This window comes from Phycisphaeraceae bacterium (genome assembly GCA_019636675.1).
Lineage (GTDB): Bacteria > Planctomycetota > Phycisphaerae > Phycisphaerales > UBA1924 > JAHBXC01.
Window position 1 is genome coordinate 117344 of the sequence record JAHBXC010000005.1, and the last position, 9739, is coordinate 127082.

The 9739-nt window shown below is 66.6% G+C and carries 10 protein-coding genes; 2 read left to right on the forward strand and 8 right to left on the reverse strand.

Annotated features, from left to right (window positions below; genetic code table 11):
* Positions 1-46 precede the first annotated feature (46 nt).
* Positions 47-784: a hypothetical protein gene (locus tag KF684_13285; protein MBX3353900.1), complete on the forward strand. Its 738-nt coding sequence runs from the start codon at positions 47-49 to the stop codon at positions 782-784.
* Positions 785-1117: 333 nt separating this feature from the next.
* Positions 1118-1588 carry a hypothetical protein gene (locus KF684_13290; GenBank protein ID MBX3353901.1) on the forward strand — a complete coding sequence of 157 codons (471 nt, stop codon included), beginning with the start codon at positions 1118-1120 and terminating at the stop codon, positions 1586-1588.
* A 45-nt stretch (positions 1589-1633) separates the two neighbouring features.
* Here the strand turns inward: KF684_13290 and guaB are convergent, their stop codons facing one another.
* The 8 genes from guaB to metK all read right to left on the reverse strand — a co-directional run bounded on the left by guaB (position 1634) and on the right by metK (position 9228).
* Positions 1634-3157 carry an IMP dehydrogenase gene (guaB, locus tag KF684_13295; GenBank protein MBX3353902.1) on the reverse strand — a complete coding sequence of 508 codons (1524 nt, stop codon included), beginning with the start codon at positions 3155-3157 and terminating at the stop codon, positions 1634-1636.
* A 102-nt stretch (positions 3158-3259) separates the two neighbouring features.
* The gene (locus tag KF684_13300) at positions 3260-4114 is read right to left on the reverse strand and encodes a type II secretion system protein (protein MBX3353903.1); all 855 of its coding nucleotides are present in this window, start codon (positions 4112-4114) and stop codon (positions 3260-3262) included.
* Between the two features lie 9 nt (positions 4115-4123).
* Entirely contained in the window at positions 4124-4861 is a 738-nt protein-coding gene (locus KF684_13305; GenBank protein MBX3353904.1) for a hypothetical protein, read from the reverse strand.
* Positions 4862-4927: 66 nt separating this feature from the next.
* Positions 4928-5242, reverse strand: a complete 315-nt coding sequence (locus tag KF684_13310) for a hypothetical protein (protein MBX3353905.1) — start codon at positions 5240-5242, stop codon at positions 4928-4930.
* Between the two features lie 24 nt (positions 5243-5266).
* The gene (locus KF684_13315) at positions 5267-5818 is read right to left on the reverse strand and encodes a hypothetical protein (GenBank protein MBX3353906.1); all 552 of its coding nucleotides are present in this window, start codon (positions 5816-5818) and stop codon (positions 5267-5269) included.
* Positions 5819-5968: 150 nt separating this feature from the next.
* Complete coding sequence (locus KF684_13320) at positions 5969-6964, reverse strand: mechanosensitive ion channel (protein ID MBX3353907.1); 996 nt, start codon at positions 6962-6964, stop codon at positions 5969-5971.
* A 100-nt stretch (positions 6965-7064) separates the two neighbouring features.
* Positions 7065-7904: a DUF481 domain-containing protein gene (locus tag KF684_13325; protein MBX3353908.1), complete on the reverse strand. Its 840-nt coding sequence runs from the start codon at positions 7902-7904 to the stop codon at positions 7065-7067.
* Positions 7905-8052: 148 nt separating this feature from the next.
* On the reverse strand, positions 8053-9228 hold the full coding sequence (gene metK, locus KF684_13330) for a methionine adenosyltransferase (GenBank protein ID MBX3353909.1): 1176 nt from the start codon (positions 9226-9228) through the stop codon (positions 8053-8055).
* Positions 9229-9739 lie beyond the last annotated feature (511 nt).

Sequence of the window (9739 nt, forward strand, 5' to 3'; positions counted from 1 at the left end):
CCCGACGCCCGGGCACCCGGGTCGTCACGAATCAGGAGAGAAGACCATGACCACGATCCGTTCCCTCGTCAGCGCCTGCGCGCTCGCGTCCGCCTGCGCCGTCGCCAGCGCCGGCGCCTTCAGCACCGTCACCACCTTCGAGAACGGCCTCGAGGGTTGGCAGGGCCCCGCGGGCCAGGGCGGCGGCACCTTCATCGACCCCATGGGCAACCCCGGCAACGCGCTGCGCACCGTCTTCAACGACTTCGGCGTCACCTTCCGCAACTCCACCAACAACGGCTTCATCCGCGACCTGTCCTCCTACAACCAGGTCACCTTCTCCGTCGATGTGCAGGTCGACAGCATCTTCTTCTTCTCGCAGGAAGTCAGCCGCCCCTGGCTCGTCGAGTTCCGCGACTACGACAACGGCGACTCGTTCTACCCCTGGGACTCCGCCTGGTACCTGCTCACCCCCGAGCTCTCCTCCGCCAACAACAGCAACTGGACCACCTTCTCGGTCACCTTCGACGCCACCTCCACCGCCCTGCCCGCCGGCTGGAACGGCTACGGCGACGAGGACCCCAACACCTTCGAGCCCATCCTCCCCGCGAACCGCACCTTCGCCGACATCATGGCGACCTTCGACGAGATCGCGATCACCACGCTGCAGCCGGGCTTCTTCTTCGGCTTCACCGACCACGATCTGCGCCTCGACAACATCACGCTGACCGGCGTGCCGACCCCCGGCGCCGCGACGCTGCTTGGCGCCGCCGGCCTCGTGACCCTGCGCCGTCGCCGTCGCTGATCGCGCCACGACATCACGATCAATGGGAATGCCCCGGCCCCGTCGCTGGGGCGTTCTCTTTTCCGGGGGTTCACCGCAGAGGACGCAGAGATCGCAGAGAGGAGAGGGCGAGGGGTGGCGTGGCACGGGCGCAGCCCGTGCCACGGGAATCCGCCAGCGACTTCCATCCGGCCGTCTCACGGTGCCATCACACGAGCGCAGCGAGTGTGATGTCGAGGGGATGTATTCACCGCAGAGGACGCAGAGTTCGCAGAGAGGAGAGGGCGAGGGTTGGCGCGGTACGGGCGCAGCCCGTGCCACGGGGAACGCGGACCAGCGCGGTACCATGTTGCGATGCGATCCCGCACCACCACCGGAACACGCCGCGCCGCCGCGCTGCTCTGCGTCGCGCTTGCCGCTCCCGGCTGCGCCCCTCGGGAAACGCTCTCGGTGCACAACTCCGGCGACGATCGCGTGCATGTGGACATCGCGATGCCCTGGCCCGCGTACCGGCCCTTCGCCGACGCGCGTCACTACTCCCTCACGCTCGCGCCCGACGAACACTGGTCCAGCCGTCACGCATCGCGCGAAGACGCCACGAGATTCGATATCCAACCGACGGGGCGCGCCGTGATCCGGGTTCGCAGCGCGAGTCTGGCATCACCCACGAGTCACGAGTACCTCATCGAGTTCAAGTCCACGCGCCACGCGAGCATCACGCTCGAGCGCACAGACGGCACGATCCGCGCATTCCTCACCGAGACCGACGGCCCGCCGATCGAACTCCCCCCGGACACCCACCCGCGGTTCCCCGACGAGCGATGATCACCCCTCTCCCCTGCTCCCCACTGCCTGCTCCCCACTCCCTTCTTACCGCATTTTCTCCGCCGAATAATTCGGCGATTCCTTCGTGATCGTGATGTCGTGGGGGTGGCTCTCCACCATCCCGGCGCTCGTCGTGCGCACGAAGCGCGCGTGCTCGCGGAACTCATCGATCGTGCGGCAGCCCAGATACCCCATCGAACTCCGCACGCCCCCCACCATCTGATACACGAACTCCGCCAGCGAACCGCGGTACGGGACCATGCCCTCCACGCCCTCGGGCACGAACTTCGGCTGCCCGGCGCGCCCGTTCTTGTCCGCCTCTGCCTGCGCGAGTTTCTCCGCCTGGCCGTAGCGATCCGCCGACCCCGCGAACATCGCGCCCTCGCTGCCCATGCCGCGATAGGTCTTGTAGCGACGACCGTGCGTGATCACGACCTCGCCGGGCGATTCGTCGAGACCCGCGAAGAGCGAGCCCATCATCACCGCGCTGGCGCCGCAGGCCAGCGCCTTGGCGATGTCGCCCGACGAGCGCAGCCCGCCGTCGGCGATCACCGGCACGCCACGTTTCTCGGCCACGCTCACGGCGTTGAAGATGGCCGTGATCTGCGGCACGCCCACGCCGGTCACGATGCGCGTCGTGCAGATCGAGCCGGGCCCGATGCCCACCTTCACCGCGTCCGCCCCGGCGTCGATCAGCGCCTGCGCCGCCTCCGCCGTCGCGATGTTGCCCGCGATCACCTGGATGTCGTGCTTCTTCTTGATCTCCGCGACGGTCAGCAGCACATTCTCGCTGTGCCCGTGCGCCGTGTCGACGACGATCACATCGACGCCCGCCTCGAGCAGCGCCTCGACGCGCTCGAACTGCTTCACGCCAACCGCGGCGCCGCAGCGCAGGCGACCCCGCTCATCGAGGCACGCGCGCGGGAACTGCTCCTGGCGCTCGATGTCGCGCATCGTGATCAGCCCGGCGAGGTTGAAGTCCTTGTCGACCAGCGGCAGTTTCTCGACCTTGCCCCGGTTGAGCACCTGGTACGCCTCGGCCAGCGTCGCGCTCGACGGCGCGGTGACGAGGTTGTCCTTGGTCATCACTTCCTTGACGGGCGTGCTCTCGTTCTCGATGAACTTGAGGTCGCGCCGCGTGAGGATGCCGAGGAGTTTGCCCTTGGTGCGCGCCCCGAGCGAGCCGTCGGCAGTCACCGGGAAGCCCGAGACGCCGTAGCGGGCCATGAGGCGGCGCGCGTCGCCGACCGTGTCGTCGGGGCCGAGGGTGAGGGGGTCGGTGATGACGCCGTTGGCGGTTCGCTTGACCTTGGCGACCTCTCGGGCCTGGGTCTCGGGGGAGAGGTTCTTGTGGATGATGCCCATGCCGCCCTCCTGGGCGAGGGCGATCGCGAGGCGGGCCTCGGTGACGGTGTCCATCGGGGCCGAGAGGATGGGGATGTTGAGCCGGATGCCGCGGGTGAGCCGGGTGGAGGTGTCGGCCTCTCCCGGGAGCACGCTGGAGCGGCGCGGGATCAGCAGCACATCGTCGAAGGTCAGCCCCTCGGCGAGGATCTTGGTCTGGGCCAGGGTGGAGGGGTCAGTCGCGAGAGAGGGAATCGTTCGGTCCGCCATGGATCATTGTCCCGGCGGGTTGGGCGAGGTCAACACCCGGGCCGGTCAGGGGACGGTTCAGAAGTCCCGACCGGTGACGCCGCCGGGGGTGTCGTGGTAATAGCCGAGCGAGAGCGGAAACGGGCTGAGGAAGACAAACGCCTTGGTGCGATCGCGCAGCGACGCCGAGCCGTCGGTGAACCCGGTGGGCCACTTGTCGGCGCCCGACCCGTCGGCGGGCAGGTACGAACGATCCTCATCAAACGCGAGCACCTTCGCGCTGGGGAACGCGACCATCGACAGCCGGGTGCGCTGGAAGAACGACGGGTCCGCCGTCGCGCCGGGCTGGAGCAACCGCGGCGAGACCATGAACGCCGTCGAGTAGTGGTACGACACACCGGGCGATCCGCCGCGGTCCCAGAGCGGGCGCGGATCCTTCGCGTCGCGCAGGTGCGGGTGCCCGGGCGAGAGCCAGGCCTTGTAGTGCTCGGGCCACGGCGCGACATCGCGTACGAGCGCCGGCCAGACGCGGGCGAACGGGAACAACGTCTCGCCAAAGAAGTATCGCACTGTGTCCGGGCCCATCTCACCGGTTGGCGACCAGATCACAGGGCCGAACCTGATCGGCTCTTGCCCGCTGATCGCATCATGACTTTGCGGAAACGGCAGAGAGTCCGAATGACTCGCTGCATACGCGTGGAAGACCTTCACGACCTCGCGAGTGTTGCTGAGCGACACTACTTCGAGGGTCTGCCCACGAGTGCGACCGAGAACAGGGATCAGTATCCCGAGCAGGATGCCAATCACGCCGATGGTGATCAGGAGTTCGACGAGCGAAAACGCCGATTCGCGACGGAGACGCTGCCGCTGAACCCGCTCACTGGGTTCACGCTCGCATGACCAAATGCCAGATTCGAAGGGTCGGACGCGCAATGTGCTTCCTCAGAACGGGGCGGGAAAGAACCCTCGACTCAACTCGCCGGCATATGTGATCGCATCGGCAGGAACCCAATCACGCTTGCTCTCGTCGAACCAGTACGCGACCCCCCAGTACACGGGCTCTTCTCCTCCGACCTGAGGAACTCGCTTCAGCAACACCGGAACTGCGATCTCCAGAATCATGGCCCCCGGCTGCGGCGGCGGGTACATTGCATTCAGGGGCGACCTTCCGAGAACCGCAGAAAGAAATGGTAGGAGATCATCCTCGCGCAAACTCGGGAGTCGGCGAACGACGACTTGCTCCGGTGAAATAGGACGCCCATGCCACTGTTCATGCCAGCGTGCAAAAGGCTTCATGTTGGGAGACAGGTCAACCGTCGAGGTACGCGATAAATCTACAGCACCGTCGCCAAGACGAATCGCGTCCAGGTCGCCATCAGAAACAGGAAAGAGTGTCGCGGCGAGCCGCTCAACGAATCGAGCTGTGAGTTTCTCTGCATCGTTGCGCGTGATGCCTTGAGAGACAAGACTATTGATGATGTTTTCGCGAAGATTTGACTGTCGCTTCGGATCTCGAACATCGATGCGACTGAATGACAACTCTGACCACGGGAGAAAGCCAACGGCCACATACTCAGGGCCTCTCGGGTTGGCCGCCCCCCGATGAAGCGATCGCATCGCCACGATCAATCCAACGACCGCGATGACGCAGGCAAGAATAACTCTGGATCTGGGCGCCATAGATTAAATCCGAATGGGCTGGAACTAGATTGACCAGATCCAGCCCGTAATTTGGCCTGCGTTGAATCAGTCCCCGAGGTCGCCGGGACAGTTGGGATCCACACTGGGCGAGACGGGCTGACAACTGCTGCTGAAGCCGGTCTCCGAGTTGTAGTCACAACGTGCGCGCTCGCAAGCGTTCAGGCACGTCCGCCGGTACGCGGCCAGATGAAAGTCACAGATCTGCCATGAAGGCAGGTCGATACAGACCCAACACTTATTTTCCTGCTCGTTAATCTCAACCGCCGCCCACGCGTCCGCCGCGATGCCGCCGATCGCGATCGCTCCCAGCGAGCACAGCAGCGTGGCCGCCTCGCGCCTCTTGGACTTCATTCCCTTCATGCTGTTCCTCCTTCGGAACACGACTCAGACAATCTCCGCCGGGCCGTCCGCCCGGTGCGGGCGGCCCTCGGAGGGATCAGCGGAACCAGAGAGAGCGCCGTCGCGCGTGCCGCGGGGCGAGAACCGCCATCCGGCGACGCAGACCGCGATCAGCACCGCGTTGCGCGCCAGACCGGCGAGCGCCTCGTCTCGCAGGAAGCGCGGGTTGCTGCCGCAGCCGCAGGAGACCGGGGCGTTGGTGATCTTGAGGTAGGCCAGCCACCCGCAGAACCCCAGCAGCGTGGCGAGCGTCGCGGCGAACACGGCGCGCCGGGCGATCCCGGCGATCAGCAGACTGCCCAGCGCGATTTCAAAGAACAGCAGGCCGTAGAGGAACGGCCTGGCCAGAACCGATTGCTCACTAAAGAGATAGCGCCCGACGGCCAGCGTGTCGCGCGGGTCGACGGACTTCTGCAGGACCGCCCAGAGGAAGACGCCCCCGAGCACGAGCCCCGCCGCGGGCGCAACGAAGCGCCCGAGGCCCGAGGCCCGAGGCCCGTCGTCGCTCTGAATGACATCTGCATCAACCCGAAACATACCTGCGTTCTCCCGGCAGCGGCAGGGCTGCGAACGGGACGAACATACAGCGGCGCACGCGTCCGTGCAAGCGCTTTCTGCGGCGCCGCCGCGAAAGATTCGAAAAGCACAAAATGTGACACTTCGGCACAAAAGTGTCACAACTCTGTCTCACCCGCCCTTGCCGGGCCTGAACAGGTGCACATCGCGCTGCGGGAAGGGGATGCTGATCTTCGCCTCGTCCAGCGATTCCTTGATGCGCTGGATGATCTCCTGGCGCGCAAGCCCCCAGGCGGCGGTCGGCACCCACACGCGCACCTGCCAGTTGATCGCCGAATCGCCGAACCCGTCGAGCACGACGGCGTGCTCTTCGGTCTTCAGCCGGCGCTCGACGCGATCGACGGCGCGCAGCAGCGCGGCACGGGTCTCGTCGATTTTCGCGCCGTACGCGACGCCCACGTTGATGTCGGCGCGCCGCTTGGTGTGGTAGGTGAAGTTCTCGATCGTGTCGCCGAAGAGTTTCGTGTTCGGCACGATCAGGCGACGGTTGTCCAGCGTGTCGATCGTCGTAAAGAACAGCTCGATCTCGTCGACCTTGCCGAACACCCCGGCGGCGTTCACGACGTCGCCCACCTTGAAGGGCCGGAAGATGAGCAGCATGATGCCCGACGCGAAGTTGGACAGCGTGCCCTGAAACGCCAGGCCGATCGCCAGGCCCATCGCGCCGATCACCACCGCGAAACTCGCGGTCTGGATGCCGAACACGCTCAGGATCGCCAGCAGCGCGAAGATGAGGATGCCCCACCTCGCCGCGTTCGCGAGGAACTTCGACAGCGTGATGTCGAACTTCGTGCGCAGCAGCGCCTTGCGGATGGTGCGGCTGGCCCACGAGGAGATGATGATCGCCGCCAGGAAGATCAGCAGCGCCTTGACCGTCGGCACGCCGTACTGCTCGGCCACGTGCACCACCGTCTCGTAGTCGAGGTTGGTGATGTCGATCAGTGGCTTGTCCTCGGGGACCGGGGCCGGGGGAGGCGAGAGCGACGCGACGGCGGCCTTGGCCGCGTCGGCGGCGGCCTGCGCCGCTTCTGCTGCCTTCTCCGCCGCCGCCTGGGCGGCCTGCGCGAGCTGGTCGGGGTTCTGGGCGGGCGTTGCTGTCGCGATCATCGCGTCAATCCTTGTCGATCATGCGGTCACAGTCGTGGTCGCTGGAAAGAACGCGCCGCGGCGTGGGCCCCGGCGCGTCGGAGTGGTCAACGGACTCTGCTCAGAACGCCCAGACGAGGGCGAGGTAGTAATCGAAGTCGTTCTTCTTGGCGTCGCCGCCGGGATCGGAGTCGTAGCGGTTCTCGAAGCCGATCTTCAGCGTCATATTGACATCGGGGTCGACGAGGATCTCCCACCCGCCGCGCGCGAGGCCTCGGAACTCGCCGCCGTCGTCGAGGTTGGGGTAGATCTCGCCGGTGAGGAAGATCTTCTGGCGCTCGGTGATCCTGTGCTCGAAGTCGGCGCCGATGAGGGCTTCGGGGGTGAACCCGTCGTCGTTTCCGCCGGTGCGGTAGTTGCCGCCGATACCCAGTCGCCCGACGAGGAGCGTCTTGTCGTTCTTGATGAACTCGTAGCCGGGGCCGATGAAGACCGCGGTGCGCGTGTTCCAGTCCTGGAACTGGTCGTACTCGGAGCGCAGCGTGGCGAAGAATCGCCAGGGGGATTCCTTGAAGAGCCAGTCGTTGCGCGCGTCGAGCGCGACGCGGTTGTCGGAGGTGTCGCCGTCGTCGCGCGCGTAGAGGAAGAAGAAGCCCAGGCGCGTGTCGTAATCGTCGGTCTGGCGTCGCCCGCTCACCCCGCCGCGGAACGAGACACGCTCGCTGTTGCCGGTCGTGCCGTTGAGGCCCAGCTCGACGGAGCCCTCCCACCCCTCTTTCCACGACGAGGGCTGGGGAGGGACGATCGCGGCGTCGGCGTCCGGTTGGGCGGCGGCGGCGGCGTCCTGACGCATGACCTCGGCGGCGTCGAGCGCGAGCGAGGTGTTGAACTCGGCGCCGGACGCCGCGCCAGCGAGTGCGACAAAGGAGCACGAAGCGAGGGAAAGAATGGAACGGGTCACGGCCGACTCCCTGCAGTCTGAAAGGATTGCGACAACGCCGGTCCGCGACCGGGCCTCCACGCGAGGGTAGCCGGGCGCGCGCAGGATCGCACCCTCACGGACGCCGAAACAGCGCCGCCGGGATAGGCGATTTGTTCGTCCGAAGGATTCAGCGGACCGCGGCGCGCAGCGCGTCGACCTTGTCGGTCTTTTCCCAGGTGAAGGTCGGGGCGCCGTCGGCGCGAGCGCCGGGGTCGCGCCCGAAGTGCCCGTGGCGCGCCGTCGGCGAATAGATCGGGGCGCGCAGTTTCAGCGACTCGATGATCCCCCTGGGGGTCAGCGCGAAGACCTCGCGCACGCCCCGGGCGATCGCGTCGTCGGTCGCCTTGCCGGTGCCCATGCAGTCGACGAGCACGCTGGTGGGCTCGGCGACGCCGATCGCGTAGGAGAGCTGCACCTCGCACACATCGGCGAGGTCGGCCGCGACGATGTTCTTGGCGATGTAGCGCGCCATGTAGGCGGCGGAGCGGTCGACCTTGGTCGGGTCCTTGCCGCTGAACGCGCCGCCGCCGTGGCGACCGCGCCCGCCGTAGGTGTCGACGATGATCTTGCGCCCGGTCAGCCCGACATCGCCGTGGGGCCCGCCGATCTCGAAGCGACCGGTGGGGTTCACATGGATGATGATCCCGGAGTGGAACCACTCGCCCAGCACGGGCTTGATGACATGCTCGACGATCTCGCGCTTGAGGGCGTCCTGCTTGTCGTTCCAGCGCTTGTCGTGCTGCGTGGAGAGCACGACGGTGTTGACCTTGTCGGGGTGCGCCGTCGTGTCGTGCGAGGGGTACTCGACGGTGACCTGGCTCTTCGCGTCGGGGCGCAGGCCCGGGATGATCCCCTCGCGCCGGACCTTCGCCTGGCGCGCGACCAGTTGGTGCGCCAGTTCGATCGGCAGGGGCATCAACTGGGGCGTCTCGCGGCAGGCGAAGCCGAACATCATGCCCTGGTCGCCGGCGCCGTCCTTGTCCACGCCCATCGCGATGTCGGCCGACTGCTTCTTGATCGCCTGCAGCACCGCCATCGAGTCGGCGTCGAACGCCATCGCCGGGTCGGTGTAGCCGATCTCGCGGACCGTGTCGCGCACCACGGTGTCGACATCCACCCACCCATCGACCGTGATCTCGCCCGCGATGACCGCCATGCCGGTGGAGACCATCGTCTCGCACGCGACGCGCGCCCGGGGGTCGACGGCCAGCATCGCGTCCAGGATCGCGTCGGAGATCTGGTCGGCGACCTTGTCGGGGTGCCCCATCGAGACGGACTCAGAGGTGAACAGACGACGCGACATGGGGAGACTCCGAAGGGTGGCGGCGGTGACGATTCGCCCGTTCATCCGGATAAACGGGCGGATCGTGCACGGGCCGAGCACCGAGGGTAGAGGCGGCGGGGCGCATGGGCAAGGGCCGCCCGGGCTGCGCGCGTTCACGGACCCCGGCCCGCCGCCAGAAATCCCTGCAATCTCTGGGGTTTTGTCTTGCGTCGGGAAGGCCAGCCGCTACCTTGAAAGAGCACAAGGAGCGACCGGCGTGTGGCCGGTCCGAGAAGTTTTTCATGATTCTTGGTCCTTTTGGGCTTGCGGCGGCGCGAGAGTTCTGTGTCGTGTGAACCGTCCGAATGGCTGACACGACTCCGGGGGCGGGGGCCATGGGGGCAACCGGGGACGAAGGCCACGAGCGAGCGGGACCGAGACTTCTGAGAGGAGTCCGAGCGCGATGTCATTTCGCCAGTCTAAACCCGTCGTGTATGTCCTGCTGGTCGCGGGCCTCTCGCTGAGCGGCGTCGCCCTTGCGCAGGGCGCG